This window comes from Nocardia sp. NPDC059154 (assembly GCF_042755705.1).
In the GTDB taxonomy this organism is placed as follows: Bacteria; Actinomycetota; Actinomycetes; order Mycobacteriales; family Mycobacteriaceae; genus Nocardia.
Window position 1 is genome coordinate 64,274 of record NZ_JBHZCS010000022.1, and the last position, 26,472, is coordinate 90,745.

At 68.6% G+C, this 26,472-nt stretch carries 29 protein-coding genes; 16 read left to right on the forward strand and 13 right to left on the reverse strand.

All coding sequences use genetic code 11. From position 1 onward, the window contains the following. Positions 1-5: 5 nt before the first annotated feature. The gene (locus tag ACFXN1_RS20315; protein ID WP_379443032.1) at positions 6-848 is read right to left on the reverse strand and encodes an NAD(P)H-binding protein; all 843 of its coding nucleotides are present in this window, start codon (positions 846-848) and stop codon (positions 6-8) included. Between the two features lie 177 nt (positions 849-1,025). Here ACFXN1_RS20315 and ACFXN1_RS20320 point away from each other — a divergent pair, with 177 nt between their 5' ends. Then, positions 1,026-1,505 carry a MarR family transcriptional regulator gene (locus ACFXN1_RS20320; RefSeq protein WP_379443034.1) on the forward strand — a complete coding sequence of 160 codons (480 nt, stop codon included), beginning with the start codon at positions 1,026-1,028 and terminating at the stop codon, positions 1,503-1,505. 219 nt (positions 1,506-1,724) lie between these two features. Here the strand turns inward: ACFXN1_RS20320 and ACFXN1_RS20325 are convergent, their stop codons facing one another. Next, on the reverse strand, positions 1,725-2,204 hold the full coding sequence (locus ACFXN1_RS20325; RefSeq protein ID WP_379443035.1) for a DUF1992 domain-containing protein: 480 nt from the start codon (positions 2,202-2,204) through the stop codon (positions 1,725-1,727). A gap of 71 nt (positions 2,205-2,275) precedes the next feature. Continuing rightward, entirely contained in the window at positions 2,276-2,923 is a 648-nt protein-coding gene (locus tag ACFXN1_RS20330) for a TetR/AcrR family transcriptional regulator (RefSeq protein WP_379443036.1), read from the reverse strand. Positions 2,924-3,022: 99 nt separating this feature from the next. Here ACFXN1_RS20330 and ACFXN1_RS20335 point away from each other — a divergent pair, with 99 nt between their 5' ends. Both ACFXN1_RS20335 and ACFXN1_RS20340 read left to right on the forward strand, forming a co-directional pair. After that, a complete protein-coding gene (locus ACFXN1_RS20335) occupies positions 3,023-3,244 on the forward strand; it encodes an NAD(P)-binding protein (protein WP_379443038.1) in 222 nt (73 codons plus the stop codon). Further along, positions 3,187-3,615 carry a hypothetical protein gene (locus tag ACFXN1_RS20340; protein WP_379443039.1) on the forward strand — a complete coding sequence of 143 codons (429 nt, stop codon included), beginning with the start codon at positions 3,187-3,189 and terminating at the stop codon, positions 3,613-3,615. The genes ACFXN1_RS20335 and ACFXN1_RS20340 overlap by 58 nt, the downstream gene beginning before the upstream one ends. A 161-nt stretch (positions 3,616-3,776) precedes the next feature. On the opposite strand, the gene ACFXN1_RS20345 is transcribed toward ACFXN1_RS20340, so the two are convergent. Continuing rightward, a complete protein-coding gene (locus ACFXN1_RS20345) occupies positions 3,777-4,247 on the reverse strand; it encodes a VOC family protein (RefSeq protein ID WP_379443040.1) in 471 nt (156 codons plus the stop codon). 70 nt (positions 4,248-4,317) lie between these two features. Here ACFXN1_RS20345 and ACFXN1_RS20350 point away from each other — a divergent pair, with 70 nt between their 5' ends. Together ACFXN1_RS20350 and ACFXN1_RS20355 are read left to right on the forward strand one after the other, a co-directional pair. Then, on the forward strand, positions 4,318-4,974 hold the full coding sequence (locus tag ACFXN1_RS20350) for a TetR/AcrR family transcriptional regulator (protein ID WP_379443042.1): 657 nt from the start codon (positions 4,318-4,320) through the stop codon (positions 4,972-4,974). A 60-nt stretch (positions 4,975-5,034) separates the two neighbouring features. Further along, positions 5,035-6,039: a PHP domain-containing protein gene (locus ACFXN1_RS20355; RefSeq protein WP_379443043.1), complete on the forward strand. Its 1,005-nt coding sequence runs from the start codon at positions 5,035-5,037 to the stop codon at positions 6,037-6,039. Between the two features lie 101 nt (positions 6,040-6,140). Here the strand turns inward: ACFXN1_RS20355 and ACFXN1_RS20360 are convergent, their stop codons facing one another. Genes ACFXN1_RS20360 through ACFXN1_RS20370 form a run of 3 tightly spaced genes read right to left on the reverse strand, consistent with a single transcriptional unit; the run spans position 6,141 to position 9,423 of the window. Further along, positions 6,141-7,298 carry a lipase family protein gene (locus ACFXN1_RS20360; protein WP_379443044.1) on the reverse strand — a complete coding sequence of 386 codons (1,158 nt, stop codon included), beginning with the start codon at positions 7,296-7,298 and terminating at the stop codon, positions 6,141-6,143. A 51-nt stretch (positions 7,299-7,349) separates the two neighbouring features. Next, complete coding sequence (locus ACFXN1_RS20365) at positions 7,350-7,934, reverse strand: DUF6817 domain-containing protein (protein WP_379443046.1); 585 nt, start codon at positions 7,932-7,934, stop codon at positions 7,350-7,352. Between the two features lie 4 nt (positions 7,935-7,938). Then, positions 7,939-9,423 carry a DHA2 family efflux MFS transporter permease subunit gene (locus ACFXN1_RS20370; protein WP_379443047.1) on the reverse strand — a complete coding sequence of 495 codons (1,485 nt, stop codon included), beginning with the start codon at positions 9,421-9,423 and terminating at the stop codon, positions 7,939-7,941. A gap of 86 nt (positions 9,424-9,509) precedes the next feature. On the opposite strand from ACFXN1_RS20370, the gene ACFXN1_RS20375 reads away from it, so the two are divergent. The 6 genes from ACFXN1_RS20375 to puuE all read left to right on the forward strand — a co-directional run bounded on the left by ACFXN1_RS20375 (position 9,510) and on the right by puuE (position 14,754). Further along, complete coding sequence (locus ACFXN1_RS20375; protein ID WP_379443048.1) at positions 9,510-9,956, forward strand: MarR family winged helix-turn-helix transcriptional regulator; 447 nt, start codon at positions 9,510-9,512, stop codon at positions 9,954-9,956. An 88-nt stretch (positions 9,957-10,044) separates the two neighbouring features. Beyond that, on the forward strand, positions 10,045-10,779 hold the full coding sequence (locus ACFXN1_RS20380; protein WP_379398450.1) for a GntR family transcriptional regulator: 735 nt from the start codon (positions 10,045-10,047) through the stop codon (positions 10,777-10,779). A gap of 75 nt (positions 10,780-10,854) precedes the next feature. Beyond that, on the forward strand, positions 10,855-11,601 hold the full coding sequence (locus ACFXN1_RS20385; RefSeq protein WP_379443050.1) for an aspartate/glutamate racemase family protein: 747 nt from the start codon (positions 10,855-10,857) through the stop codon (positions 11,599-11,601). Beyond that, positions 11,598-12,812: a DUF6986 family protein gene (locus tag ACFXN1_RS20390; protein WP_379443051.1), complete on the forward strand. Its 1,215-nt coding sequence runs from the start codon at positions 11,598-11,600 to the stop codon at positions 12,810-12,812. Before ACFXN1_RS20385 ends, ACFXN1_RS20390 begins: the two co-directional genes overlap by 4 nt. After that, positions 12,809-13,840, forward strand: coding sequence for an allantoicase (gene alc, locus ACFXN1_RS20395; protein ID WP_379443052.1), 1,032 nt, complete (start codon positions 12,809-12,811; stop codon positions 13,838-13,840). Before ACFXN1_RS20390 ends, alc begins: the two co-directional genes overlap by 4 nt. Continuing rightward, positions 13,837-14,754, forward strand: a complete 918-nt coding sequence (gene puuE / locus ACFXN1_RS20400; protein WP_379398442.1) for an allantoinase PuuE — start codon at positions 13,837-13,839, stop codon at positions 14,752-14,754. The genes alc and puuE overlap by 4 nt, the downstream gene beginning before the upstream one ends. Positions 14,755-15,013: 259 nt before the next feature. On the opposite strand, the gene ACFXN1_RS20405 is transcribed toward puuE, so the two are convergent. From ACFXN1_RS20405 to ACFXN1_RS20420, 4 genes are all read right to left on the reverse strand, one after another. Continuing rightward, on the reverse strand, positions 15,014-15,661 hold the full coding sequence (locus tag ACFXN1_RS20405) for a hypothetical protein (protein ID WP_379443054.1): 648 nt from the start codon (positions 15,659-15,661) through the stop codon (positions 15,014-15,016). A 55-nt stretch (positions 15,662-15,716) separates the two neighbouring features. Beyond that, the gene (locus ACFXN1_RS20410) at positions 15,717-16,223 is read right to left on the reverse strand and encodes a hypothetical protein (protein ID WP_379443055.1); all 507 of its coding nucleotides are present in this window, start codon (positions 16,221-16,223) and stop codon (positions 15,717-15,719) included. Continuing rightward, a complete protein-coding gene (gene dapB, locus ACFXN1_RS20415; RefSeq protein WP_379398437.1) occupies positions 16,220-16,975 on the reverse strand; it encodes a 4-hydroxy-tetrahydrodipicolinate reductase in 756 nt (251 codons plus the stop codon). The genes ACFXN1_RS20410 and dapB overlap by 4 nt, the downstream gene beginning before the upstream one ends. A 138-nt stretch (positions 16,976-17,113) precedes the next feature. Next, positions 17,114-17,569 carry a MarR family winged helix-turn-helix transcriptional regulator gene (locus ACFXN1_RS20420; protein WP_379383684.1) on the reverse strand — a complete coding sequence of 152 codons (456 nt, stop codon included), beginning with the start codon at positions 17,567-17,569 and terminating at the stop codon, positions 17,114-17,116. Between the two features lie 95 nt (positions 17,570-17,664). On the opposite strand from ACFXN1_RS20420, the gene ACFXN1_RS20425 reads away from it, so the two are divergent. After that, the gene (locus tag ACFXN1_RS20425; RefSeq protein WP_379443056.1) at positions 17,665-18,921 is read left to right on the forward strand and encodes an alpha/beta hydrolase; all 1,257 of its coding nucleotides are present in this window, start codon (positions 17,665-17,667) and stop codon (positions 18,919-18,921) included. 160 nt (positions 18,922-19,081) lie between these two features. On the opposite strand, the gene ACFXN1_RS20430 is transcribed toward ACFXN1_RS20425, so the two are convergent. Next, the gene (locus ACFXN1_RS20430; RefSeq protein WP_379443057.1) at positions 19,082-21,241 is read right to left on the reverse strand and encodes an ArnT family glycosyltransferase; all 2,160 of its coding nucleotides are present in this window, start codon (positions 21,239-21,241) and stop codon (positions 19,082-19,084) included. After that, positions 21,171-22,310, reverse strand: a complete 1,140-nt coding sequence (locus tag ACFXN1_RS20435) for an AraC family transcriptional regulator (RefSeq protein ID WP_379443059.1) — start codon at positions 22,308-22,310, stop codon at positions 21,171-21,173. Before ACFXN1_RS20435 ends, ACFXN1_RS20430 begins: the two co-directional genes overlap by 71 nt. 121 nt (positions 22,311-22,431) lie before the next feature. Here ACFXN1_RS20435 and ACFXN1_RS20440 point away from each other — a divergent pair, with 121 nt between their 5' ends. The 4 genes from ACFXN1_RS20440 to ACFXN1_RS20455 all read left to right on the forward strand — a co-directional run bounded on the left by ACFXN1_RS20440 (position 22,432) and on the right by ACFXN1_RS20455 (position 26,165). Further along, positions 22,432-22,821 (forward strand): carboxymuconolactone decarboxylase family protein, encoded by a 390-nt coding sequence (locus tag ACFXN1_RS20440; RefSeq protein WP_379443060.1) that lies wholly within the window; start codon positions 22,432-22,434, stop codon positions 22,819-22,821. Between the two features lie 46 nt (positions 22,822-22,867). Further along, positions 22,868-23,917 (forward strand): 3-keto-5-aminohexanoate cleavage protein, encoded by a 1,050-nt coding sequence (locus tag ACFXN1_RS20445; protein WP_379443061.1) that lies wholly within the window; start codon positions 22,868-22,870, stop codon positions 23,915-23,917. A gap of 117 nt (positions 23,918-24,034) precedes the next feature. After that, a complete protein-coding gene (locus ACFXN1_RS20450; RefSeq protein WP_379443063.1) occupies positions 24,035-25,387 on the forward strand; it encodes an MFS transporter in 1,353 nt (450 codons plus the stop codon). 16 nt (positions 25,388-25,403) lie between these two features. After that, positions 25,404-26,165: a hypothetical protein gene (locus ACFXN1_RS20455; RefSeq protein ID WP_379443064.1), complete on the forward strand. Its 762-nt coding sequence runs from the start codon at positions 25,404-25,406 to the stop codon at positions 26,163-26,165. Positions 26,166-26,472 lie beyond the last annotated feature (307 nt).

Here is a 26,472-nt window from a genome sequence, read left to right on the forward strand (position 1 = left end):
TCCCTTCAGTTCTGGAATGCGGAGGTGTTCTCGTCGGCCCACTGCGCGAAGGTGAGCGCGGGCCGGCCCAGCAATTCGGCGACGATGCCGGTGGTGGGGCCGGGGGTGCGGGCATAGTCGGCGAGCGAGCCGAGGAGCCGGTCCGGAACCTCCTCGGGCAGGCCCTGGGCCAGCAGCGCGGCCCGCACCTGGTCCGGCGCGACTTCGGCGAACGACACGTCGGCGCCGAGGGCCTTGCCCAGGATGCGCACCTTGTCGCGTTGGTCGAGTGACTCCGGGCCGGTGAGGACGTAAGCCCGTCCGCCATGGCCGGATTCGGTGAGGGCGCGAGCCGCGACGGCGGCGATATCGCGCTGGTGGATCGGTGAGGTGGCCGCGGCGGCGTACGCACCACGGACGGTTCCGGTGGCGCGAATCTGCGGGGCCCAGGCCAGCGCATTGGCGTCGAAGTCCGCGCAGCGCAAGGCCGTCCACTCCAGGCCGGAGTCCCGCGCGGCCTGTTCCGCGGCCCGGAATCCGTCGGCGAAGCGCGGTTCTCCCGCCGGGTACTGCACCGTCAGCGCGGAGATGACCACGGCGCGGCGCACGCCCGCCGCGGCGGCCGCGGCCAGCAGGTCACCGGCCGCCGCTCCGACCGCACGTGGGCTGATCAACACCGCTTCCGCGCCGTCCCACACCGGACCCAGCGAGCGCGGGTCCGAGGGATCCCCGCCGACCACACGCACATCCGCGGGCAGCGCCGCCCGTTGCGGATTCCGGCTGACGGCCGTCACCTGCTGCCCGGATTCCAGTAGGTGCTGGATGGTTTCGCGGCCGACGACGCCCGTCGCGCCGGTGATGACGATCATCGTGGACTCCAATCATTTGTACGGATTTCATATAATTCAAAGATAGATGCTATGAGTTCCGTATTACAAGGTGAGCTGGATCACTCGCTTGTCGACACAATCGCAGGTCGAGGCCAATCCAACGCCAACTACGGGTGACGTAAAGTACGAAGCTCATACGAGCCGATGGGAGACGTGGTGAGTGCGGCGGCGGATCGCGAAGAAGCCCGACTGCGGCGGCGCGTTGCCGGCGACATCAAGGGCGCGATGCGCGGGCTGCGCAGCAACCTGGCCATGCTCAACCGTCAGGTCGGGGTGCACCTGGAACTGCGCGACGTCGACGTCGACTGCCTCGACGTGATCAACAGCCAGGGCCCTATCAGCCCCACCGCCCTGGCCCGCGCCGCAGGACTGCACCCCGCCACCCTCACCGGCATCCTCGACCGGCTGGAGCGCGGCGGCTGGATCGTCCGCGAACGCGCCGCCGCCGACCGGCGCTCGGTCGTGGTCCGAACCCTCCCCGACCGCCTCGGCGAGCTCTACCACCTACTGTCGGGCATGAACAGCTCACTGGACGAGATCTGCGCCGACTACACGACCGAGCAACTCCAGCTCATCGCGGAATTCCTCCGCCGCAGCGCCATCGCAGGCCACGACTCCGGCCGCGAACTCCAATAGCCGCCGCCCGCCTTCGCCCATAACGGAATCCCAACGGCGGCAACGACACCCGGTCGCGCCCACAGCGGCCGCGCAGCCCGGGTACGATCGCCGGCGGTGGCATGACCGAGGGTCGGCGTCCATGGCGATTCCGCCGAGTTCCGTTGGGGTGGAGTGGTTTCCGTGGGATGAGGCCGAGGCTTCCTTGATGGTGCTGCCAGCAGTCCGTCCACGGAAGTCTCAGGTTCTGAAAAGTCGTCGCCACCATGGCCGTTCGGTGGGGGCGGCTGGAGGCGGGGTTGGGGTGCGGGGTGGGCGGGCGGATTTGCGTTCGGCGCGCCAGGTTTCGACGACGTCGTCGACCTTCAGGGGGCCGATCGGGACGTGGGGGCCGGTCGGCATGCGGAGGTAGTGGACTATGCGGTCGTTGAGGGAGGCCACGGTTGCGCGAACATCCTTCTCGGAGAACATGTCCCGGACGGTTTCCTGGATTCGCTCGCGTTCCCGGCGGAGGATGATCGATTCGGGGAGGAGGGCGTCTCCGCCCAGGCCCTCGCGCTTCAGATAGTTGCGGAGCCACCAGTCTTCGTCGGCGGCGCCGGGCGGGATGGGCCGGCCGGCGCCCTTCAGGTTGTCGAATTCGCCCCGCTCCGTTGCCTCGCGGACCTGTTTGTCGATCCACGATTCGAAGGAGAGCCCGGGCGGTTTGCGCTCGGTCATGTCCCGATCCTACCGATCACCGCGGAACAGCCGGGTGAGCGCGCGATCGCGAGATCCCTTCCGGCGCCGCGTCAGTTGCCGGCGCGGTAGGGGTCGAACACGGTGGTGACCAAGCGGTGGGCGGTGGCGACGGCGTGGTCGGCGTCGCCCTCGGCCAGGCCGAGCAGCGGGTCCAGGCCGGGGACGTGGGGGGCGAGGGCCAGGTGGGGCAGCATGAGCAGCAGCAGGGCGAGCAGGGCCTGGGTGTCGGCGCCGGGGCGGAGGGCGCCCTGCTCGGTCGCCACGTCGAAGAGGGGTTGCAGCACGGCCACGTAATGGCGGTTGACGGCTTCCCGGACGGCGGTGCGGGCCACGGGGTCGGGTTCGAGGTTGGCGGCGGCGGTCATCGCGCGCTCGAGCGGGTGATCGTAGAAGTAGCGGATCCAGGCTTCGAGGAGGACGTCGAGGGAGCCGAAGAAGTCACTCTCCCAGTCGAGTTCGCTCACGGTCGCCTCCATGGCCGAGCGGATCCGTTCACTGGACAGTTCCGCCAGGTAGACGTACATGTCGGCCTTGTCGGCGAAGTACTGGAACAGGCTGCCCTTGGAGACGCCGGCCTCGCGGCAGATGGTGTTGAGGCTGCCGCCGCTGAACCCGCGGGCGGCGAATTCGGCCTCGGCGGCGGCCACCACGGCGGCCCGGCGCGGCGCGGCGAGCCGGTCCCAAGTTCCTGTCGGCATCACGGATCTCCTCTGCCCACGGGCTATTGACTGTGCGACGGTTTCGATCCTACAGTGACCGGCGGTCATATGACCGCTGGTCATAAAGGAGTCCGAATCATGTCCACCAAGTCCAACGAGCCGGGAACCCGCGCCGCCGACGAGCCGAGGGTCTGCGTCATCGGCGCGGGCTCCACGGGTATCGCGGCGGTGAAGGTGCTGACCGAACGCGGCATCGACGTGCACTGCTACGAGCTGTCCGACCGGGTCGGCGGCAACTGGGTGTGGGGCAACAGCAACGGGGTGCCGGCTTCCTGGACCCGTCCGGTGACAATCGGATAGGCCTGTACCGCCGGGTCTTCCATCCGGAGGTACCGGGCCTGTACTTCGCGGGGCTGGTGCAGCCGCTGGGTGCGATCATGCCGATCGCCGAACGCCAGGCCCACCTCATCGCCGACCACCTGCAGGGCCGCTATCACCTGCCCGGACCGGCCGAGATGGAGCGGGAGATCACCGCACACCGGCGCGGCATCCAGCGTCGCTACGTGGCCTCCAAGCGCCACACCATCCAGGTCGACTTCGACGACTACATGCGCGATCTGCGGCTGGAACGCCGCCGTGGCGCGCAACGCCCGGGCGGCCGCTCCCGGGTCGATCGCCCGACCGCGAGCGTCGCTGCCCGCCGCGCCCGCGACGGCGAGGCGGTGGCGTGATGCGCGAGAACACCACGGGCGCAAGCGAACACGAGGTGTGGTTCCCGTCCGAGGACGGGAACCACTGCGCGGCGACCCTCCATCTGCCGGAAGAGCGGCCCGGGAGCCGTCCGCCGGTGATCGTCATGGCGCACGAGCTCGGCGCGATCCGCGCCATGCGGTCAACGAGTCTTGTTGCGCTCCAGAGCTTCCGCGGTTTCACGGGCATTGTCGATGGTGAGCGGGTCGTCGCCGAGCGCGGTGTGGGATTCGACGGTGTAGAAGCGCACCTCGTGGCCGTCGGGGTCGCGCAGCTCGGGGAGGATCCAGCCGATGGTGGCGAAATGGACGCCGGCATGGGATTCGCCGAGGGCGGTGAGATGCGCGGCCAGCGCCTGCATGGCGGGCCGGTCGGGTACGCCGATCGAGAAGTAGTCGAATCCGGCTGCGGCGACGGCCTTTTCGGGGTCGAGCCGCAGACCGAGCATGGGACCACCGGCCGGGTGATGCAGGGCGACACCCCTCAGGTCGCCCTGCTCACGGAATTCGACGCCGACGGTGTAGCCGAGGCGGGTGCGGTACCAGCCGATGGACCGCGCCAGATCGGACACGGGGAGTTTGAGGTGATGCACCCCGGCGAGCGTGGGGATCATCGCTGCTATCCTTTGCAGTATCAGTGTAATGATGCAGCATCGCTGTAGTGATGCAGTAAGGATGCAGCGAATGAGCCCCGGTGTCAAGAAGACGTCTCCGCTGTGGGACGCCCGCAAGGCCGAGACGGAACGGAAGATCCTCGACGCGGCGCGGCGGCTGTTCATAGCCGACGGGTACGCGGCGACCTCCCTGGCCGCGGTCGCCGAGGCCGCCGAGGTGGGCTCACGGACCGTCTACCTGCGCTTCGGGTCCAAGGCGGAACTGCTCAAACGGACGATCGACGTGGCGATCGTCGGCGACATGCAGGACATCGATGTGGCACACCGCGACTGGCACATCCGGGCCGCCACCGCACCCACCCTGGATGACCGGATCACCGCCTACGCGCGCGGCGCTCGCGAACTCATGGAACGCGCCGCCCCGGTCATCGCCGCCGCGGTTGCCGCCGAGGCCAGCGAACCGCTGATCGCCGAGGCCGCCCAGGCCGGGCGCGCCGCCACACAGCAGCACATCGCCGACATCTGGCGGCGCATGCACGCCGACGGCCTGCTGCATCCCGACGCCGATCTGGACTGGATCATCGCCACCGTCGGCCCGCTCGGCCAGGCCGACACCTACAACCTCATGGTCCGCACCCTCGGTATCGATCCGGACGGTTACGAGCGGTGGCTGTCCGGCACCTGGCTGCGCCTGGCTACCACGCCCTCGCGCCTTCGCGAATCCTGAGGCGCGGGACGATGTTCGCATCGTCGCAGGTTCGGCCGTCGCCGCGGGCACACTGAAGACATGGATCCTGTCGTCGCGTTGCGGATGATCGCGTTCTTCAAGGACCGGGCCCGGGAGGATTCCCGGCGGGTGATGGCCTATCGCAATGCCGCCGACATCGTGGAGGGGCTCGACGATGCCGAGCGGGAACGGCTGGGGCGGAGCGGCGACTGGCAGTCGCTGCCGGGGATCGGGCCGAAGACGGCGGCGGTGATCGCGCAGGCGTGGGCCGGACGGGAGCCGGACACGCTGATCCAATTGCGGACCGCCGCAAAGGATCTCGGGGGCGGCGAGTTGCGGGCCGCGCTGAAGGGCGACCTGCACGTGCATTCGAACTGGTCGGACGGATCGGCGTCGATCACGGAGATGATGGCCACCGCGCAGGCGCTGGGGCACGAATACTGCGCACTCACCGACCATTCACCTCGACTGACCGTTGCCAACGGGCTCTCACCGGATCGGCTGCGGCAGCAACTGGATGCCATCGACGAGCTGCGCGACCGGTTCGCGCCCCTGCGCATTCTCACCGGCATCGAGGTCGACATCCTCGACGACGGTGCGCTCGACCAGGAACCCGAACTGCTCGACCGCCTCGACATCGTGGTCGCCAGCGTCCATTCCAAGCTGAAGATGGACGCCGCCGCCATGACCCGCCGCATGGTGCGCGCCGTATCCTGCGGCCGGGCCACGGTCCTCGGCCACTGCACCGGCCGCCTCGTCGAAGGCAACCGCGGCACCCGCCCGGAATCGAAATTCGATGCCGAACAGGTCTTTTCCGCCTGCCTCGACCACGGCGTGGCCGTCGAGATCAACTCCCGCCCCGAACGCCGCGACCCACCCACCCGCCTCCTGAACCTGGCCCTCGACCTGGGCTGCCACTTCTCCATCGACACCGACGCCCACGCCCCCGGCCAACTCGACTTCCTGGGCTACGGCGCCCAGCGCGCCCTCGACAACGGCGTCCCCGCCGACCGCATCATCAACACCTGGCCGCTCGACAAGCTGTTGAGCTGGGCGGGTTCATAGCCCCGATCAAGATCAGGGAGCTCTCAGCGCGGGTCTGTCCGAGTCACCGCAGTGAGAACTCCCTGATCCTGTTGCCCGGGGCGTGGGACGAACTCGGCGGATCAGTGCGGGCAGGTGGACTGAAAGGGCTTGTTCGCGAACAGGTCGTCGATCCAGGACGACCACTGGGGTATGACGGTGGCGGGCGCGTCGTGGCCACCGGGGACGGTGAGGTCGTGGACCGGGGTGCCCAGGGTGCACATTTTGGAGATCGCGGCGGTGGACCAGGCGGTGTCGACCAGTTTGTCGGCGTCGCCGCGGGCTATGTAGATGGGCAGTGAGGTGGCCGAGCGGGGGAGGTTCGTTCGGGATTGGAAGTCGGTGAACGGGCGGGCTGCGGCGTCGTCGGCGAAGGATGCCTCCGCGGGGGTGGCGGCCCGGCCGAGGGCGATGTCGGCGGGGGTGAGGGTGCCGCTGCAGGCGGATTCGAGATGTGGTGCGGCGGTGAGCAGATCGCCGTGCAGGACCTGGTCGTAGCGGTAGTCGGGGGTGGTGTCGCGTACTGCGGCAACGAGATACGGGATGATCAGGAATTGGTCGGGGGCGTTGAGGGTGCCGGTGCGGACGGTGTCGACGAGCTGGAGTTCCAGGGCGGGTGACAGGAGGACGACGCCGTGGAGGTTCAGGTCCGGCGCATAGGATTTCGCGGTTTCGGCGGCCGATTCGGCGGCACGGCCGCCCTGGGAGACGCCCAGGAACACGGTGTCGGAGGACAGCGGGAGGCCGGTGGAGCGGGCGGCACGGATCGAGTCGAGGACGTCGTAGCCGGAGGATCGGGAGTCCAGGTACGGGGCGTTGCCGGGGCCGTCGAGGCCCTGATAGTTCGTCATCACCACGGCACGGTGCCCGGCCAGGAGTCCGGCCACGGTGGCGGCGGAGCCGAAGAGGGTGGGCGAATTGGTGGGTGCGCAGGCGCTGACGACTCCGGAGGTGCCGTGGGCGAAGGCGATGACGGGCCAACCGCCGGCCGGGGCGTCGCCGGTGGGGAGGAAGACCGCGCCCGATACCTCGATCGGCTTCCCTGCCGGGGAGGTGGATTGATAGCGGATATAGGTGGCCGAGGACATCGCGGCCGTCAGGGCGGAATCGAGATTGCCCAGCGATCGCTGTGAGACCAGCTTTCCGGGAGAGTCCGCCGTCGGTGCGGTCGTGTCGGAGGTGGTGCCGCAGGCGGTCAGAAGCAGGGCAGCCAGTACCGGGAAGACAATCGCTGCTCGCATGCCGCTCCTTCGGATCGGGGTTCGATGACAGCCGCCTCGATTAACTCGAATCTAGCTGTTGCGACCACCCCGGCCGGGGAAGGGCGCCAGCTGACCTTCGCAGGCGGACCAGGCGGACGGCGAGAGGTGGGAACGGACACGCGCGAAGAGCTCGTAGAGCCCCGCGCTGTATTTCGCTGCCAGTTCGGCATTGTGCGCCAGCACGTCCAGCTCGTTGGCGACCGTCAGCTCCAGAAAGGCCCGGAAATCGGGCTCGGAGGGCTCGAACTCGCCGCCGGTGAAGCGGTCCCGGAACCGCACCGGATCCGCGTCGATACGGGGATAGACCGTTCCGCGATCACAGGCGGCGTACTGATAGATCCACCCCTCGGCCCGAGCGCCGACCAACTCGACAACCATTGCACGATCGGATAATTCGACGAGCGAGACACCGAATCCGTCGGTGCCGTACACGGCGTGGGCCAGGCCGGCGAGCTGGAGGTCGCCGTCATGTCCCCACACCGCGAGCGTGTCGGCGACCCGGCCCAGGTGGGCGAGCAGCGTCCCGCCGGGATGGTCGATGGTCTCCGTGCCGCGATCCCGCAGGAACCGCTCGACGCGGTTCCTGCGGGATGCGAGGAATTCCGGCTCGTTCACCTGTTCATTGTCGCGCGGGAACCGGTTCGGCGGCAGCGGCTTTCACCCGCCGCTGCAGCCGGTACAGGACGAGCGACGCTGCGGACGCAGCCACCGAGAGGGCGGCGAGGACCCCGAAGGCGAGGTGGTAGCCGGACACCGGCGCCCAGCCGGATGACGTTGCCCGGGAGAGGATTACCGCCACCAGCGCCACCGCGACGGCGCCGCCCACCCGCTGCAGGATGTTCACGAAGGCCGTGGCGTCGGGCAGCTGCTCGTGCCGGACGGCCGCATACGCCGCCGAGACCAGCGGCATGGCACCGACACCGGTGGCCATACCCGCCGCGAAAAGCAGGAATTGGATGAGGATTCCGTTCGCGCCGACCGGCAGGAACGCGAGCGGCAGTACGGCGCAGGCGATGGCGAGGTTGCCGAGCACCGCGACCCGGCCGCCGCCGAACCGGTCGGTCAGCCGTCCGCCCAGCGGCAGCATGATGATGCCGCCCAGGCCGTAGCTGAGCAGATCGACGCCGGTGCGAATGAGCCCGGTGCCGTGCAGCACCTGGAAGTACAAGGGCAGCAACACCATCACGCCGAACATGGCGCCGCCCGCGAAGAAGCTGGCGCTGGTGGCGGCCCGGAAGGCGTGGTTGCCGAACATCCGGATGTCCAGCAGCGGCCGTTCACCGCGTAGCGCACGGGTGATGAATCCGGCCACGCCCGCGAGCCCGAGCACGACGGGCAGCCACACCGACGGCGAGGTCACCGACCCCGTGGTCCCGACCTCGGACAACCCGTACACCACCGCGGATACGCCGCCGCCCGCGAGCACCACTCCGATCACGTCGAGCGGCTGTGTCGCCACCCCGCTGGTCCGCGGCAGATACCGCAGCCCCAGCGCCAGTCCGGCCAGTCCGAACGGAATGTTGATGAGGAACAACCACTCCCAGCTCCAGTGCGCGAGCATGAGCCCGCCGATGGTCGGCCCGATGGCGGGCGCGCCCACCACCGCGATGCCGACCACACCCATGACCCGGCCCATGCGCTGCGGCCCGGCCGCCTGACCCAGGATGGTCTGCCCGGCCGGGATCATGAGTCCCGCCGCAAGTCCCTGCAGGACGCGCAGTCCGATCAGCCACCCCGCGCTCGGCGCGAAGGCGCACGCCGCCGAGGTCAGGGTGAAGGCGACCAGCGCCCCCATCCACAGCCGGGTCACGCCGACCCGCCGCGCCAGCCAGCCGCACACGGTGAGCGAAACACCGAGGGCCAGCAGGTATCCGCTCGCCACCCACTGGATCGTGGCCAGCGACGCACCCAGATCCGCGCCGATGGTGTGCAGCCCGATATTGACCAGCGAGGTGTCCAGCATGCCCATGACCGCGCCGAACACCACCACGCCGGCGGTGCGCCAGACATGCGCAGGGATCTTGTCGGAATCGGCGGGTACGGGAGCCCGGGCGGGCGCTCCCCCGGCACCGGATGTCCTGGTGTCCGAACGCATTTGCGCCATCGGACCTCTCCTTCAATAGTTGATGAGCAACTCAATTGCAGACAGTATCAATGATTGAGGCACTCAACAATAGATATAATCAGCGGGTGCCCGAAGAACCTTCCGTCCCGGCCGAGGCCCACCCGCCGAGCCTGCTGCGCCACCCGACCTACGCACTGGGCAAGCTGCACAAGGCGATGCACTCCCACCTCGGGACACCTCTGCGCGAGCACTGGGTGCTCACCTACCTCGCCGAGAGCAGTGAGATCTCCCAGCAGGAGATGGCCAACGTCCTGGAGATCGACCGCAGCGAAGTGGTGCGGCTGATCGACAGCCTCGAGAAGGCCGGTCTGGTCACCCGCACCCGCGATCCGCACGACCGCCGGAAATACCGGCTGGCTATCACCGCCGCCGGCAATCGGGTCCGCGCGGAGACCGATGCGAAGATCGCCGCCGCCACCGATGTGCTGCTCGCCCGCCTGACCCCGGCGGAAAGGGATACCCTGCACCGGCTTTCACTCAAGGCCCTGGGCTACGACACCGACGAGAGCTGACCCACACGCGGCCGGGCAACCGCCGCGAAATGGCCCACAATCGGTGACGGCTGTGAACCCGGTTACGCGTAGGGCTAGGGTTGGGTCCGTGCCTTCTCGCCCCCGCCTACCCCGTTTGCCCCAGCTCAACCCGCCGCTGGACGCCCGCCGCGGCTACTCCCAGCAGGAGATTCTCGGCGAATTGCGCCGGCTGATCCTGGAGGGAAACCTGCCGCCGGGTACCGGTTTGCCCCTGGGCGAGATCGCACGCGAATTCACCGTGAGCGCCATCCCGGTGCGCGAGTCGCTGCAGACCCTGATCGGCGAGGGCCTGGTCGAGCACCGGCCCAACTTCGGCTACCAGGTCACCATGCTGACCGCCGACGAGCTGCGCGAGCTGTACATCGTGCGCGAGCGCCTGGAGTCCGCCGCGCTGGCCGCGGCCGTGCACAATGCCACCGAGGCCGATCATCAGCTGGCCCGCGAGATCCACGCCCGCCTCGAGCAGGCGGTGCTCACCGAGAACGCGGTGGCCTATCACCGCGAGACCCGCAACTTCCACCTGGCCCTGGTGCGCCCGTCGGGCATGCCGCGCGTGGTGCACATGCTCGAATACGCCTGGAACATCACCGAACCCGTGCAGCCCATGGTGCATGTGTCGACCATGGATCGCGTGGTGCTGCACGCCGACCACAGCAAGCAGCTGCAGGCCTTCCTCGCAAGGGATGCTGAAGCGTTGCTGACGGCCACCGAGGGGCATCACGCACGCCTGAACGGCGTCCTCTCGCATCTACCCACGGACACCGGTTTGTTCGCCGAACCCGCAGGTGAAGAAGATATATAACCCCTGAGCCAGGGGCTTTCGAACATATACGGTTCAAGCAACGCCGGAGCCATTTCTGTTCGATAGCGTGGATCCATGCGGATCCGGGTCATCAATCCCAACACCACCGCCGCGATGACGGCGCTCATCGGGGACAGCGCGCGCCTGGTCGCCGCGCCCGGCACGGTGGTCGACGCCGTCAACCCCGACATGGGCCCGGCCTCCATCGAGAGCCACTACGACGAGGCGCTGGCCGTGCCCGGCCTGCTGGCCGAGATCGCGCGCGGCGAGGCCGAGGGCGTGGACGGCTACATCATCGCCTGTTTCGGCGATCCCGGCCTGGACGCCGCACGCGAGCTGGCGCGCGGCCCGGTGATCGGCATCGCCGAGGCGGCCATGCAGGCGGCCAGCCATCTGGGCCGGAAATTCAGCGTCGTCACCACCCTCGGCCGCACCGCCGGCCGGGCCTGGGAGCTGGCGGAACGCTATGGGATGGAACGGTTCTGCGCGAATGTGCACGCCTGCGAGATCCCGGTGCTCGAACTCGAGGATCCCGAGGCGCGCAAGATCATCGCCGACGCCTGCCGCGTGGCCGTGCTGGCCGACAATTCGGATGCCATCGTGCTCGGCTGCGCGGGGATGGCGGATCTGTGCGAGTACCTGACCGAGGAGATCGGGGTGCCCGTGGTGGACGGCGTCGCCGCCGCCACGCTGACTGTGCAGTCGCTGGTCACCATGAAGTTGCGTAAGTCCGGCCGCGGGGAATTCGCGGCCCCACTACCGAAGACGTATGTGGGATTGCTCGCCGATTTCGGCATCGAAGAACAGGAGGCTCAGGCGTGACGCTGCCACCGGAGACATGGAACGGGATCGAATCCCGTTTACAGGCTGTGGATTCGGAGCTGCTGCGGCTCTATCCGGGCGACCGCCCGGGCCAGCCGGTGCACACCGCGTACGCCTCCGGCGCGGACGCCTCGATCGACCTGCCGACCCAATGGGGCACGGCCGCAATGGAACTCGCCGAGAGCCAGCGGGAGCTGCTGGTCGAGCTGGCCGGTGCGGACGTCGTCGCACGGGTTTTCCGCACCCTGAGCGAGCGCCCCATCCAGGACCTGCGGCTGGACTTCGAGGACGGCTACGGCACCCGCGGCGACGAGGTCGAGGACCGCGACGCCCTGCACGCCGGCGCGGTGCTGAAAGCCCTTCCGGCCGAGGTGTCCTCGCGCGGCATCCGCATGAAGGGCCTCACCACCCTGGAGTGGGCGCGCGCCGTGCGCACCCTGGAGAAGGTCCTCGAGGGCGCGAGCGGCGTGCCCGAGGGCTTCGTGTTCACCGTGCCGAAGATCCGCCATGTCGATCAGGCCGATCTCACCGTGCAGCTGTGCGAGGCCATCGAATCGGCCCACGGACTGGCCGCCGGATCGCTGCGGTTCGAGCTGCAGATCGAGAGCCCGCAGGCCATCATCGCCGCCGACGGCACCGCCCCGGTCGCCCAGCTGATCCAGCGCTCGGCCGGACGCTGCACCGGATTGCACTACGGCACTTACGATTACAGCGCCGCCTGCGGTATCGCCCCGAAGTTCCAGTCGCTGGAGCATCCGGTCGCCGACCACGCCAAGGCGGTCATGCAGGCCGCAGCCGCCACCACCGGGGTGTGGGTGTGCGACGGCTCCACCCAGGTGCTGCCGATCGGCACCGACGCGGAGGTGCGCGCGGCGGTGTCGCGGCACTTCCGCCTGGTCACCCGCTCGCTCGAGCGGGGCTACTACCAGGGCTGGGACATGGGCGCGGGCCACCTGGTCACCCGCTGGCTGGCCACCTTCGCGTTCTTCCGCGAGGGCCTGGGCATCGCCGCCCCGCGCATCGGCCGCTACCTGGATCGCCAGGGCGGTGCGGTGATGGACGAACCGGCCACCGCGCAGGCGCTGGCGGCCGTGGTGCTGCGCGGACTGGAGTGCGGCGCCTTCGAACCCTCCGAGGTCACCGCGATCGCCCCCAAAGCCACTGTCGAGGTATTGCATCAATTGCGAGAGAGGAAGATTCCGGCGCTATGAGCGACGTTGATTTCACGCTGCTTCCCGATCTGGCCGTGCGCACCCTGGGTGGCGCCGTGCTGTGGGCGAACGACGAGTCCTTCGCCGAGAAGGAGAACCTGATCCGGCCCGAGCAGGCCACCTACTCCCCCGCCACCTTCGGCCACAAGGGCCAGGTGTACGACGGCTGGGAGACCCGCCGCCGCCGCAGCGCCGAGGGCGACCACCCGGCCGGCGACGACTGCGACACCGCGATCGTCCGCCTGGGCGTGCCCGGCGTGATCAAGGGCGTCGTGGTGGACACCGCCTGGTTCAAGGGCAACTACCCGCCCGAGGTGTCGGTGGAAGCCATTGCGGTGGAAGGCAATCCGTCGGTCGACGAGCTGGTCGCCGCCGAGGGCTGGACCACGATCGTCGAGCGCGCCAAGGTGTCCGGCGATTCGCAGAACCCGTTCGCCGTGGACTCCCCCAAGCGCTGGACCCACGTGCGGCTGCGCATGTTCCCCGACGGCGGCATCGCCCGCCTGCGCGTGCACGGCGTCGCCAAGCCCGACCTGGCCTGGCTGGAGTCCGGCCCGTTCGACCTGGCTGCGGTGGAGAACGGCGGCCTGGTCGCCGACTGCTCCAACCGCTTCTTCTCGCACCCGCAGAACGTGCTCATGCCTGGCCGCGCCCGCAGCATGGGCGACGGCTGGGAGACCGCGCGCCGCCGCGACAAGAACACCAACGACTGGGTGCTGGTGCAGCTGGCCGCCGAGGGCGTGATCACCGCCGCCGAGATCGACACCTCGTACTTCCTGTTCAACAGCCCGGGCGCGGGCGCCCTCACCGGCATTCGCGCCGACGGCACCGAGGTCGAACTGCTGGGCCGCACCCGCCTGCAGCCCGACACCCGCCACCGCTTCCTGATCGACGCGGACGCGGCGGTCGTGCAGGTGCGCCTGGACGCCTTCCCCGACGGCGGCCTGGCCCGGCTGCGGCTCTTCGGCACCCTGACCGACGAAGCTCGGGCGCGACTGCGCGCCGAGCTGGAAAATGAACTGGCATGAGCGATTTCGATCTGAACTACCCGCGGGACATGGTGGGCTACGGCCCCAACCCGCCGCACCCGCAGTGGCCGGGTGAGGCGAACATCGCGGTCAACTTCGTCCTCAACTACGAGGAGGGCGGCGAGAACAATGTCCTCGACGGCGACGAGGCCTCGGAGACGTTCCTGTCGGATATCGTTCCGGCAGCGGCGTTCCCGAACCGGCACATGTCGATGGAGACCATCTACGAGTACGGCTCCCGCGCCGGACTCTGGCGGGTGCTGCGACTGTTCGAATCCCGCGATATTCCGCTGACCATCTTCGGGGTGGCGCGGGCGCTGGAGCGCAATCCGGAGGCCGTCGCGGCGTTCAAGCGCAACGGCTACGACATCTGCTCGCACGGCCTGCGCTGGATCTCCTACCAGATGGTGGATGCCGAGACCGAGCGCGCGCACCTGGAAGAGGCGGTGCGCATCATCACCAAGCTCTTCGGTGAGGCGCCCAAGGGCTGGTACACCGGCCGCGATTCGCCGCAGACCCGCGAGCTGGTGGTGGAGCACGGCGGCTTCGTCTACGACTCCGATTCCTACGCCGACGATCTGCCCTACTGGGTGAAGGTCGCCGGCCAGGATCACCTCGTGCTGCCGTACACGCTCGAATCCAATGACATGCGCTTCTCCTCCCCCGCCGGATTCGCCAACGGCGAGGAGTTCTTCACCTATCTGAAGGACGCGTTCGACGTGCTCTACGCCGAGGGCGCGGCGGGTGCGCCGAAGATGCTGTCGGTCGGCCTGCACTGTCGCCTCATCGGCAAGCCGGCGCGGGCCAAGGCGCTGGAGCGCTTCCTGGATTACGTGCAGTCACACGAGAAGGTGTGGCTGGCGCGGCGCATCGACATCGCCGAGCACTGGCGCACGGTGCATCCCGCGTCCTGACGGCCGGGAGAACCCGAAAACCACTGTGGCCCGGGGTGATTGCGCGATCACCCCGGTACCGGGAACGCCGGTGCGGCCGGAACCGCACACCGACTCTCCACCGGGACCCGCCCGTCACGGGTGCCCGGATCTCCCTTCCGGTGTGGGGTACCGCCGGACGCATCGGCGGCACCACGAATACGGCCCGGAACCAACAGGTTCCGGGCCGTATTTGCGTGCCGGGCGATACCGTCGTTCGCTGTCTTCGGGCGAAACCGCCTCAGAGCGAGCCGCTTTCGATATCGCGCTTGATGCCCTCCTGCGTCGCCTGGTGCGCGGCCACCCCGTTGTCGGCGGTGAAGTCGATCAGGGCCGCATCGGCGACGAAGGTCAGATGCTCGTTGACGGTGGTCGTGCCGTCCCCGTTGTCGGTGAAGGTGATCAGCTGGTGGGTGGTCACATTCGGGACGTCCCAGCTGTCGGTCGTGTAGTAGTGCTCGTCCGGGTGCAGCCGCTGCTCGGCCTGGGTGTGCCCGGGGAAGGTGACCGGGCCCATCGGAATATCCTCGAGCGCGGTGAAATCCGCGATCTGCGTGTCACCGTCATCGCAGGTGCGGTGGACGATGATGTCCTTCAGGAACGAGTGGCGGCCGATACCGTTGCGGACATCGGAGTACACGTCCCACACCTTGTCCAGCGGCGCGGCGATGGTGACCGGCAGATCCACCTCGGTCACCGATCGGCCGTCGGCCGGATTCTGCTGCTCGGCCTCGTAGATCGACCAGCTGACCTGCCATTCCAGTTTGTAGTCGTTCTCCGACTCGATGCAGGACGGCGCGTCGTCCGCGCGTGCCATCGCCGACCCCACCGCAGGCGACCCCATCGTCGCGCAGGCTATTGCCAGCGCATAACCCACCTTGAACCTCACCGGGCGGACTTTACCCCGGTCGCAACCTACCGGCAGGTTTCCTGCGAAATCGCGGCTACCGTGTCCCGGGCCGGTCTCCACGCTCCAATTCCACTGCGCGCTTCATCATTTCGCGTGCGCGGGTGCGGTCGCCGGCGTAGTCGTAGGCGCGGGCGGCGCGGTAGTTGGTGCGCCAGTTCTGCGGGTCCGCCTCGAATTCCTGCTTCACCTGCTCGAAAAGCGCGTCGGCAGCAGCCTTCTCGATACGTCCGGACGGGCGGCGCGGCAGATCGGAGACATCCAGCTCGCCGCCCTCCTCGTGCATGCGGCGGGCCAGGTGCTGGTGGGCGAAGGCGGCGCGGACACTGGTCGCCACGATCCACACGCCCAGCACCGGCAGGATGAACACGCCGATGCCCAGGCCCACCGCGGCCGGCTTACCGGTGGCGATCAGGTCGAACCCGATCCGGCCCAGCAGCACGAAGTAGAACCCGAGCACCACCACCAGGGCCGCGATGAAACCGACCCGCTTGAAAACCTCGCGGCCGTTGCCGTCGGCGGGATTCGCGGCGGGCGTGCTCACAGGTCGAGCAGCGGGTCGATGCCCACGGTGAGACCGGGGCGCAGCGGCGTCTTGCGCACGCCCAGCAGCACACCGGGCACGAAGGAGGTGCGGTCGAGCGAGTCGTGGCGGATGGTCAGCGTCTCCCCCTGCGTGCCGAACAGCACCTCCTGGTGCGCGACCAGTCCGGCCAGCCGCACCGAGTGCACCCGCACGCCGTCCACGTCCGCGCCGCGCGCACCCTCCAGCTCCTGGCTGGTGGCGTCGGGGCTGCGGCCCACACCCGCCTTCTCCCGGGCCGCGGCGATGAGCGCGGCGGTCCGGAAGGCGGTGCCCGACGGCGCGTCCGCCTTGTTCGGGTGGTGCAGCTCGATGACCTCGACCGAGTCGAAGAAGCGCGCGGCCTGCTCGGCGAACCGCATGCTCAGCACGGCGCCGATGGCGAAGTTCGGCGCGATCAGCACCCCGACCTCCGGCTTGGCGGCCAGCCAGCCCTTCACCTGCTCCAGCCGCTCGGCATCGAAGCCGGTGGTGCCGACCACGGCGTGAATCCCGTTCTCCACCAGCCACTTCAGATTGGGCATCACCACATCCGGGTGCGTGAAGTCGACCACGACCTCGGTTCCGGCGGCCGTGAACGCCTCCAGCGAGTCGTCCTTGTCGACCTGCGCCACCAGCTCCAGATCCGCGGCCGCCTCGACCCCGGCACAAATGGCCTGCCCGACCTTGCCGCGCGCCCCGAGCACACCCACCCGGATCCGGTTCGTGGTCACCTGGTCTCCTTCGCTATGACCGATCAAGGAACGGGTCGAGCCTATCGGGTCGGCGAAACGCCACGCGCGCGGCCGTTTCGGACGAGTCGGCCGCCGGCTTCGAGGCACAGGTGCGGCCGGCCTGCTCCGGGTCGGCGGTCACAGCTGGTCGTAGACCCCGACGAGCCGGTCGAGGACCTCGGTGGCGGACCTCAGCACGGCGATGTCCTGATCGGCCAGTTCGTCTCGCAGGGCGTCGGTCATGGCCGTCATGCGCTCGCGGCATCGGATGCGCCCGGCCTCGGTCAGCGTGACCAGTACCGAGCGTTTGTCGCCGGGCGGGCGTTCCCTGGTGACGTATCCCGCCGCGGCCAGGCCGTTGACCAGCTGAGTGGTTGCGGCGCCGGTTGTTTCGGCCATGGCAGCGAGTTGGCCGATCGTGAGCGGCCCGCGGTCGGCCAGCGCACGCAGGGCGCGCGCATGGGTGAGCGACAGCGCCTTGGGGGATCGGGTCGCGCGCCCCCGGAGCCGGGAGTCCGCCGCGCTGAGCCGGTAGGCGGCCCGGGCCAGCAGGTCGAGGGCTGTCGCGCGGTCCGCATCGAGGTCTTCGGTCACGGTGGGTCTCCTGTCGGCGGATCGTGCGGGGTTGACAGCAGCTTAGTCTAAGTACTTAATAGATAAGTACTTAGCTTATTGAAGGAGCACCCACCATGACCACTCGATCCCTGGGCCAGAACTGGGCCCTCGACATCGCCCTCGCCCAGGGCGGATTCGACGCCCTACATCCGCAGGCGAAGGGCACCATGGAGCAACTCGGTCACGACCACACCGACTTCGACAAGGTCTTCGAACTCGTGAAGAGCGGGGCGATGCTGCCCAAGGCGTGGGTGACCATCGCCGCCCAGGCCGAGGAGCGCGCCGCCCACCATGAGCGAAACGGGTTCGCACGCACCGCCGCCGACCTCTACACCCGGGCGGCCGTGATGTGGGGCCGGGCCCAGTACTCGATCTTCGAGGCGGCCGATCCACGCAAACTCGCGTTCCGCGAGCGCGCCAACCATTGCGTCGAACGGCTGGGGGAACTGCGCGGCGGACTGGTCCGGCGGGTGGCGCTGGACTTCGAGGGCAAGCAGATCTTCGCACTGCTGCATCTGCCGGCGGGGCCCGTCCATCGGGCTCCGGCGGTGATTCTCGGCCCCGGCATGGACATGATCAAGGAGGACTACATCGCCGCGGCCGAGCGGTACTACACCTCGCGGGGCATGGTCGCGCTGTCCATCGAGGGTCCTGGGCAGGGCGAGAGCCGGGCGCGCGGCCTGACCGTCGACCTCACCAACTACGAACGCGCCGTGCGGCATTACATCGACTATCTGAGCGAACTGCCGGAAGTGGATCCGCTCCGCATCGGCATGTTCGGCATCAGCATGAGTGGGTATTGGGGATCGCGTGCGGCCGCGACGGAGCCGAGGCTGGCGGCGTTGGCGGCCTTCGAGGCGCCGACCGGCGATTTCCGGACCATCTTCGAGCAAGCGCAGCCGACCTTCAAGAACAACTACATGTACATGGCGGGCTACGACGACGAAGCGGCCTTCGACCGGGATCTGAGGGACCGGATGCCGCTGGATGATCTGGTCGGTGACATCGCGTGCCCGGTGCTGTACGGCATCGGCGAGTTCGACGAGCTGACCCCACTCGAACAGGCGCTCGCCAATTACGAACTCGTTCGCGCGCCCAAGGAGATTCGCGTCTACGAGGGCGAATTCCATCCGCTGGGAGGCGTGGCGGCCGAAGTCTTCCGATTCGGCGCCGAATGGCTGGAACGAGCCCTGGCCGGCGAGTTCACGACGCCGGGACGCGATGTGCGGCACTACGTCCACCGCGACGGACGCACCACCGACGGCACCGCCGATCCGCAATGGTGGTCGGGCGCAGTGCCGTTGGCCATCCAGCGGCTGCGCTCGGCGTGAGCACCGATCCCGAAGTCGCCTGCCGCTCAGTGCAATTGCGCGCTGAGGCCTGGTCCGAGGGCGGCACACCGTGCGCCGTTCGATATCCCGGCCGACCGGGACTCGAAAGGCCGGGTGCGCAATGGATTCCATTGCACGCCCGGCCTTTCGGGTCGGTGGGCTAGCCGGTGTAGCCGGTCAGCTTGTAGACCGTGGTGTTGCCGATCTGCTGGGGGGTGAAGGTTGCGGTCACCCAGTCCGTGATGTCGGTGTGCTGGTTGCGACCGAAGCCACCCTGGTTGCCCGGGGCGCCCTGCGCGCCCTGCTCGGGCTGGGCGCCTTGGCGGGTCGGCTGATCGGCGGGGTTCTGGCCGCCGCCCTGCTGCCGGTTGCGCTCGCCTCCGGCGGCGGGGGTGGCGGGCTCACGGTTGCCGTTTCCATTGTCGCCGTTGCCGTTTCCGTTGCCGCCACGGTCGTTGTTGTTCTGGACGATGTAGTAGCCGATCTTGCCGGCCTTCACATCGGCTTGGAACTCCGCCAGGGTCGGGGTGGGATCGCTGCCGGAGAAGCCGCCGATGGCCATGACCGCCTTGTCGGTCTGTAACTCCAGGCCCGCCGCGGCGGAGGAGCCGTTGATCGCGGCCGCCCACGTCGAGTCGGACGTCTTCAGCAGGGCCGCCAGCTGCTGGTTGGGCTGGGACTCTCCGAAGCCACCGCCCCGGCCGCCCGCGGCACTCGCCGGGCCGACGGTCGGACCGCCGCCACTGTGCGGGGTGGCGATGGTGGCGATCGAGTAGGCGGTCGCGCCGGACAGGCTCGCGAACAGGCCGAGCGCCAGTGCCGCGGCGGCGAGGCGGCGGTTGTTCCGGGCCCACGGCAGCACCAGCAGCACGGTCGCCACGACGGTCAGTGCCAGAACCGCCCAGCGCAGTTCGGGGAACCAGCCGCTGTTGCGGTGCAGCAGGACGAAACTCCACACACCGGTGGTCGCCACCAGCGCGGCCAGGCCGAAGCGGCCGAGGATGGTGTCGCGCCTGGTCCACATCTCGTGGATGCCGACCGCGAACATGCCGGCCACGGCCGGTGCGATCGACAGGCAGTAGTACGGGTGCACGGTGCCGCTCATGTAGCTGAGCACGCCGCCGTCGATGAGGATCCACAGCCCGAACAGGATCGCGGCCGCCCGCACCAGGTCGGTGCGCGGCGCCCGGCCCCGCGAGACCAGCACCAGCACCATGGCCAGCAGCGCGGCCGGCAGCAGCCAGCCGATCTCGAAGCCGAATTCACCGGTGAACAGGCGTCCCACGCCGCGGACCTGCCCGCCGAAGCCACCGAAGCCGCCGCCGTGTCCGCCCGGACCGGCCTGCGCGGCCGTGTCCGCCGCGGCGGCCGGATCGGGTGCCGCGGTGGTCAGGTCGGGTGCCGCGGTGGTCGGGTCGTGCGGCGCGCCGCCGCCCGGAGCACCGCGGTGGTTGCGCCCGAGCACGCGGGCGAAGCCGTTGTAGCCCAGCACCAGATTCATGAAGTTGTTGTCGGTCGAGCCGGCCAGATACGGGTGGCTCGACGCCGGCCACAGCAGCGTGACCAGCACGTACCATCCGCTCGACACCACCAGCGCGACGAGCGCCCCGACCAGCTGCACGATGCGGGCGCGGATCGGATTCGGCGCGGCGACGAGATAGACCAGCCCCAGTGCGGGCAGCACCATCAGACCCTCGAGCATCTTCGCCAGGAACGCGAACCCCAGCGCCACACCGGCCAGCAGAATCCACGTGGTCGAGGCGCGTTCGAGAGCGCGGACCGTGGCGTACGCGCCGGCCATCATCAGCAACACCATGACCGCGTCCGGGTTGTTGAACCGGAACATCAACGCCGCGACCGGCGTCAACGCCAGCGCGGCTCCGGCGAGCAGCCCGGTGTAATGGCTACCCGTCAGCCGCCGCACCGCGCCGTACAGCAGCCCCACCGCGGCCACCGCCATCAGGGCTTGCGGAATCAGCATGCTGGCACTGGAGAATCCGAAGATCTGCCCCGACAGCCCCATCACCCACTGCGACACCGGCGGCTTGTCGACGGTGATGAAGTTCGCGGGATCCAGTGAACCGAACAGGAGCGCTTCCCAGTTCTTCGACCCGGCCCACGCGGCCCCGGCGTAGAACTGATTGCCCATCCCATTGATGGTGATGTTCCACAGATACATCACCGCCGTCGCGATAAGTAGCGCGGCCAGACCGGCACGTTCGACGGTCTTGCTGTCGAACCGTCCGGTCTCACGGAGCGCCGCGGGCGGCGGCGGAACCACTGGCGGGTTGTCCTGGAGTGATGTGGTCACGCTGACCATTCAGCGCCCCGGAGTCCAATGAACCCTGTGAGCCCGCCGGGAGCTTCCGGTGAGCCGCGGCCGCAGCTGCGTCCTGCCGGAGTCGGGGTGTGCGGAGGTGGGTGGGGCTGTGGCCGGTGTGGTGGCGGAACCATCGGGAGAAGGCGCTGAGTTCGGAGAAGCCGAGTTCGGTGGCGATGGCGGTGAGGGTGCGGTCGTGGTGGGTGAGGTAGCGGTGGGCGAGGTCGAGGCGGGTGGCGTTGAGGAGGGTGGTGAAGGTTTCTCCGCTGCGGGCCAGGTATCGGTGCAGAGTTCGACGGTCGATGCCGAGGCGGGCGGCGACGGTGGCGGCCGAGCACTGATGGGTGGGCAGCAGTGTTTCGATGATGGCGCGCGCTTGCTCGGCGGTGGATTCGCCGACCGGGGTCAGGGATCGCAGGTATTCACGGGCATAGGGGCGGAGCAGGGGGTCGGCGAGCGGGTTGGCGGTGTCGAGGTCGCGGGTGTAGCACACGATGCCGTTGAAGCTCTGCTCGAATTCGATTGTGGGCCCGAGGATCCGGTGGGCATCGCCGCGCTGTTCGGGTGCGCCGTGGGTGAAGCAGACCGACAGCGGATGCCAGGACTGGCCGAGGAGCTCTCGCAGGATGCGGCAGGTGGCACCGACGGTGAGCTCGGTGGCCTGCCGACCGAGCGAGGCTCCGGGTGCGGCCTGGACGTGAATGGTGGTCAGACTGTCGGCCTGGGTGAGGCGGGTGCGCAGCGCCTCATTGTGCAGGGAGATATAGCGGAGCACGATCTGCAGGGCACTGCGAATATCGGGTTCCTCGCGGGCGACGAGCGCGACCGGCCCGAGGTTGGCCAAGCTGCGACGCTCGGCCAGGTGTAGGCCGAATTCCTCGCAGTTCGCTTCGCGCGCAGTGCGTTCCAACAGCAGATCCACCGCGGGGGCGGGCAGCCAGGTATCGCTGGCGCTGACCGCTGCGGCGCCGATGCCCGCCGATCGCAACATCAGCATCGGGTCGATTCCCAATGACAGGGTCAAATCGACATAGCCGGACAGGACGGCGCTTCGGACCATCGGAGCCATCGGCATCCTTCCTTCGTGCTGTCCCAGATTGTCAAGCTTTCGGTCCCGCTCAGTCAAACATGATGACTCGCGCACGCATACCGTGACGGCGATCACGTTCATCGCATCACAGGAGCTGCCCGTGACCACCGAGCCCGCGCCCACGCCCGCCGTCGACGCCATGCGCGCCCAAGGAGCATGGAATCCGTTGTGGGACAAGCTGTTCGACTGGGACCCGGAGTGGACCGAGCAATTCATGTCCATGGGTACGCTGCCGGTCCGCCGTGGCGTGCTGTCCCCGCAGTTCGTGGAGTTGCTGAGCATCGCGGTCGACGCCGCGTGCACCCACATGTACTCGCCGGGCGTGCGCCGCCACATTCGCGCCGCCCTGGAGCTCGGTGTGTCCCGCGAGGAGATCCTCGCCGTCCTCGAGCTGACCAGTGTGCTGGGCATTCACGCGTGCAACATCGGGGTCCCAGTGCTCGCCGAAGAACTCGACGCCTTCGAGCGTCGCCGCGCGCAACAGCGGTGAATCCGCTGCCGCAACGCGCAACTCACCAGAATCAGGAAGGACGATCATGCACTATCTCGACGATTCGCTACTACCGGAGAACCAGGAGAAACTGGTCATCCAGGTAGCGCCTTACGGCCCGGAATTCCTGCCAGGAGATTCCGACGACATTCCGGTGACGATGGACGAGCAGATCCAGAAGGCGGTGGACTGCTACAACGCGGGCGCACAGGTGCTGCACGTCCACGTGCGGGAAGCCGATGGACACGGGTCGAAGCGGCTCGAACTGTTCAACGAGATGCTGGGCCGCCTGCGCGAAGCGGTACCGGAGATGATTCTCCAGGTCGGCGGTTCGATTTCGTTCGCGCCACCGGAAGGCGGCGACCAGGCGAAATGGCTGGATTACGACACCCGCCACCTGCTGGCAGAGCTGGATCCGAAACCGGATCAGGTCACCATTGCCATCAACACCAGCCAGATGAACGTCATGGAGTTGCTGAGCGACGACGATATCGCGGGCACCTCGCTGCAGAACCCGATGCTGGCCAGGGCGTATCGCGACATGGTGGTCGAGGCTGGGCCGGAGTTCTATCTCGAGCATCTGCGCCGACTGACCGCGGCGGGTATCCAGCCGCATTTCATGCTCGGCTCGGTGCATCAGCTCGAGACCGTCGAGCGGTTGATCCGGCGCGGCCTCTACACCGGCCCGCTGGTGCTGAATTACGTGGCGATCGGCGGTGGCGCGGCGGGCCTGCATCCGGCGGACCTGTTCGAGTTCATTCGCCGCACTCCGGACGGCGCGGTGCTGACCATCGAAACGATCATGCGCAATGTCACCCCGATGTGCACCATCGCGATCGCGCTGGGCCAGCACGTCCGAGTCGGCATCGAGGACAACCTGTGGGGCCGCAAGGGCGAACGACGTACCTCGGTCGAACAGATCGAGCAGATGGTCCGCATTGCCGACGAGCTCGGCCGCGGCGTGGCCTCCTGCAAGGAGGCGCGCGACATCTACCTGTTCGACCAGGTCTACGCCGACACCGACGAGGCGCTGGCCAAGATCGGATACCCGCCCAACCGGCAGCCCGGCCAGGTCGGATTCCTGTACCACGCTTGAGTTTTCGCGCGAGGGCGCCGGCCGCGCACGGCGGTCCGCCCATCGCGTATCTGTTCGTCGATGGGACCGGCTCCGCCGAGCCGGTCCCATCGGTTCCACCAGGCTCGAGGAAGCGCCATGGACATCTGCACCACCCCCACCGACCCGTCGACGACGGCCACGAGAGCATCGAGAACCCGCTCGCGGATCTTTCCGTGGATCGTGTTCGGACTGACCTTCGGATTACTGCTGTCGGACTACATGTCCCGCCAGGTACTCGCGGCAGTCTTCCCGATGTTGAAATCCGAATGGGGGCTGACGGATTCGCAGCTGGGATCGTTGAGCAGCATCGTGGCCCTGATGGTGGGACTGTTGGCGTTCCCGCTATCGCTGGCGGCGGACCGCTGGGGCCGGGTGCGCAGCCTGCTGGTCATGGCGACCATCTGGAGTCTGGCCACCCTGCTGTGCGCACTCGCGGGCAGCTACGGACAGATGCTGGGCGCGCGGTTCCTGCTCGGGGTCGGGGAGGCCGCCTACGGCAGCGTCGGAGCCGCCGTGATGCTCGCGGTGTTCGCCCCGCATCTGCGGGCCTCGCTGAGCGGGGCCTTTCTCGCCGGTGGCTCGTTCGGATCCGTCCTGGGTGTCGCGCTGGGCGGCATCGTCTCCTCCCACATCGGCTGGCGCTGGACCTTCGCCCTCATGGCCGGGGTGGGGTTGCTGCTGGTCGGCGCCTTCCGAATCCTGGTGACCGAATCCGCGTTGCGGACGCATACGGTCACCGAATCCGCGTCGACACACCCCATCGGCACAGCTGCGGGTGGGATGGCGCGAGCGCCATTGTCGAGCTTGTTCTCCTCGGTATCGCTGTGGTGCGCCTATCTCGGTGGTGGCCTGCAGTTGTTCGTCGCAGCGGTACTGATGGCCTGGCTGCCGAGTTTCTTCAACCGCTCCTATGCCATGCCCTCCGACCGCGCCGGATTCGTGGCCTCGGCGTATGTCCTGCTCATCGGGACCGGAATGATCGGGTGCGGCATCCTTACCGATCGCCTCGGACGCCGGCATCCGGTCCGCCAATGGAACAGCGCACTGGCCTACTGCACGATCTCACTAGTTCTGCTGACCACCGCCTTCAGCCTCGGCACGGGTCCGATGCAGTTGACGATCCTGGCGCTGGGCGCACTGACCGCGGCCGGATCGGCGGGAGCCACGGCGTCGATGGTCACCAGCCTCACCCACCCGAGCCTGAGGGCGACCGCCCTCGCGACGGTCACCTTGGCGAACAACATCTTCGGGCTCGCACTCGGGCCACTGGTCGTGGGCGTGCTCGCCGACCGATATGGACTCGCCGCCGCGCTCCGGCTGGTGCCCCTCGCCTACCTCGGCGCGATCGCGGTCCTCGCGCTCGGCCGCCGTGCCTATCCGGCCGGGCTGCGTCGCCTCGCCGAATTGACCTCACCCACAACGAATTCCACCACCACAACACCCCGATGAACCGAGTTAGGAACCGATGAGGAAAACCACCACCACCGCCGTGCTCGCGACGGCTGCACTCGCACTCGCCACCGCGACGGCGACCGCGCAACCCACCGACGACACCACCGCGGTGCACTACGAAGTCACCCGCCGAGGCGAGGCCGCGGTCTTGACCATCAGCGGAGGCGAACTCCAGCTGGCCGCAGACCAACTCGTCCTCACCACCCGCGACAAGCAGCCGGTCGCCGCGATCCCGCTCACCTACCGCATCGACAATACCGCCTACCCGATCGCCGCCCGAATCGACGGCGGCACAGCAACACTCACCCCCGACAAGACCGCCGGACAACCCGTGCCGGCCGCGCAGGCCGTCACCCCCGACCAGACCATCACCGCCGATCGGGCCGCCACCCAGGTCGCCGAATCCTTCACCCCCCGTGACACCCAAGCCCTCGGCGTGTTCGCCCAGCGCGCAGCCATCGGCGCCGCCGTCAGCGCGGTCCTGGGCGCCGTACTCGGCGCGGGCGTCGGGTGTCTGGTCGGTGCGGCCGCCGGTGCCGTGCTCACCAGTCCCGTCATGGCACTGCTCGTCCCCTTCGTCGGCGCCACCATCGCGGGCTGTGTCCTGGGTGCCGCCACCCTCGGTGCCGTCGGAACGATGGCCGGACTCGTCGTCGCCGGCGGGCCCATCACACTGTTCTCCGCGATCCAATACTTCTCCACGATCCTCGCCCCCTGCCCGCCCGAAACCGCCTACTGCAAAGATCCCGCGCAAGCGCCCGCGCCGAGCAGGTAGAGAATCCGCGGCCGAACCGCCTGTCGTCGACCGTTGTCTGCACGGCGACCGATGACAGGCGGCGCGCGCCGCACAAGTCACGCGCACGAGGGGAAGTACCCCCGCTCCCCGCCGGCGCGAATCACCGAGGGCGAGCAACGAGATGCTTATCAGCACAACAGCACTGGCCATCGGTGTCGCGTCGCTCGCCGCGGTCGCCGTGTCCGCGGCGGCGGTTCCGGCTGCCGCGGACACCGGCTCGGATTCGGCAGTGGCGGGCGACCGTCGCTGCCGAATCCGTGATCACCACCATCGACATCGGCGGTTT

Coding starts and splice junctions, on each gene's coding strand:
- ACFXN1_RS20360 (WP_379443044.1), bottom strand. CDS start 7,298: ATGCGAGCAGCGATTGTCTTCCCGGTACTGGCTGCCCTGCTTCTGACC.
- ACFXN1_RS20450 (WP_379443063.1), top strand. CDS start 24,035: ATGGACATCTGCACCACCCCCACCGACCCGTCGACGACGGCCACGAGA.
- ACFXN1_RS20325 (WP_379443035.1), bottom strand. CDS start 2,204: ATGACCGAGCGCAAACCGCCCGGGCTCTCCTTCGAATCGTGGATCGAC.
- alc (WP_379443052.1), top strand. CDS start 12,809: ATGAGCGACGTTGATTTCACGCTGCTTCCCGATCTGGCCGTGCGCACC.
- ACFXN1_RS20435 (WP_379443059.1), bottom strand. CDS start 22,310: ATGGCTCCGATGGTCCGAAGCGCCGTCCTGTCCGGCTATGTCGATTTG.
- ACFXN1_RS20370 (WP_379443047.1), bottom strand. CDS start 9,423: ATGGCGCAAATGCGTTCGGACACCAGGACATCCGGTGCCGGGGGAGCG.
- ACFXN1_RS20425 (WP_379443056.1), top strand. CDS start 17,665: ATGACCACTCGATCCCTGGGCCAGAACTGGGCCCTCGACATCGCCCTC.
- ACFXN1_RS20335 (WP_379443038.1), top strand. CDS start 3,023: ATGTCCACCAAGTCCAACGAGCCGGGAACCCGCGCCGCCGACGAGCCG.
- ACFXN1_RS20350 (WP_379443042.1), top strand. CDS start 4,318: ATGAGCCCCGGTGTCAAGAAGACGTCTCCGCTGTGGGACGCCCGCAAG.
- puuE (WP_379398442.1), top strand. CDS start 13,837: ATGAGCGATTTCGATCTGAACTACCCGCGGGACATGGTGGGCTACGGC.
- ACFXN1_RS20455 (WP_379443064.1), top strand. CDS start 25,404: ATGAGGAAAACCACCACCACCGCCGTGCTCGCGACGGCTGCACTCGCA.
- ACFXN1_RS20445 (WP_379443061.1), top strand. CDS start 22,868: ATGCACTATCTCGACGATTCGCTACTACCGGAGAACCAGGAGAAACTG.
- ACFXN1_RS20345 (WP_379443040.1), bottom strand. CDS start 4,247: ATGATCCCCACGCTCGCCGGGGTGCATCACCTCAAACTCCCCGTGTCC.
- ACFXN1_RS20315 (WP_379443032.1), bottom strand. CDS start 848: ATGATCGTCATCACCGGCGCGACGGGCGTCGTCGGCCGCGAAACCATC.
- ACFXN1_RS20355 (WP_379443043.1), top strand. CDS start 5,035: ATGGATCCTGTCGTCGCGTTGCGGATGATCGCGTTCTTCAAGGACCGG.
- ACFXN1_RS20330 (WP_379443036.1), bottom strand. CDS start 2,923: ATGCCGACAGGAACTTGGGACCGGCTCGCCGCGCCGCGCCGGGCCGCC.
- ACFXN1_RS20430 (WP_379443057.1), bottom strand. CDS start 21,241: ATGGTCAGCGTGACCACATCACTCCAGGACAACCCGCCAGTGGTTCCG.
- ACFXN1_RS20385 (WP_379443050.1), top strand. CDS start 10,855: ATGCGGATCCGGGTCATCAATCCCAACACCACCGCCGCGATGACGGCG.